Below are 645 nucleotides of genomic sequence, written 5' to 3' on the forward strand. Positions count from 1 at the left end.
GAGCTTCGACCTTGCGGATCTGCATGCGGCTGTGAAGCAGGCCCTCCAGCTCGGAGCGATCGGTTTTGACGCCGTCAAGCATCTGATCCTGTGCCGGGTAGAGCGCCGCCCGCCGCGATTGGACCTGTCGATCTATCCATACCTTCCGAGGGCGACGGTCGAGACGACCTCGGCGAAAGCCTACATGCGACTTCTGTCGTCGGATGCGGGAGAAGCCGCATGAACACCGAAGCACCAGAGATCCTTCTGTCCCATTACCTCAAGACCCTGAAGCTGCCGACCTTCCAGCGCGAGTACCATAAGCTGGCCCGGCTGTGCGCCACCGAGGGCGTCGACCATGTCGGATACCTCAGCCGGCTTGCCGAACGAGAGATGATCGAACGGGACCGCCGTAAGGTCGAGCGCCGCATCAAGGCGGCCAAATTCCCCGTCGTCAAAAGCCTCGACAGTTTCGACTTCGCCGCCATCCCCAAACTCAACAAGATGCAGGTGCTGGAACTGGCACGCTGCGAATGGATCGAGCGGAGAGAGAACGTCATCGCTCTCGGCCCCAGCGGCACGGGCAAGACGCATGTAGCACTCGGCCTGGGCCTGGCCGCCTGCCAGAAGGGATTGTCCGTCGGCTTCACCACGGCCGCAGCCCTG

At 62.6% G+C, this 645-nt stretch carries 1 protein-coding gene and 1 pseudogene; both read left to right on the forward strand.

The genetic code is table 11. The annotated features are described in order from the left end of the window. A pseudogene (locus DUT91_RS25105) lies at positions 1–223 on the forward strand (IS21 family transposase); the annotation flags it as partial. Then, the coding region (locus DUT91_RS25110; protein ID WP_147272313.1) for an ATP-binding protein at positions 220–645 on the forward strand (426 nt) is incomplete at its 3' end. The pseudogene DUT91_RS25105 and the gene DUT91_RS25110, both read left to right, overlap by 4 nt.

The sequence above is a fragment of the Paramesorhizobium salinisoli genome (genome assembly GCF_003335045.1).
In the GTDB taxonomy this organism is placed as follows: Bacteria; Pseudomonadota; Alphaproteobacteria; order Rhizobiales; family Rhizobiaceae; genus Paramesorhizobium; species Paramesorhizobium salinisoli.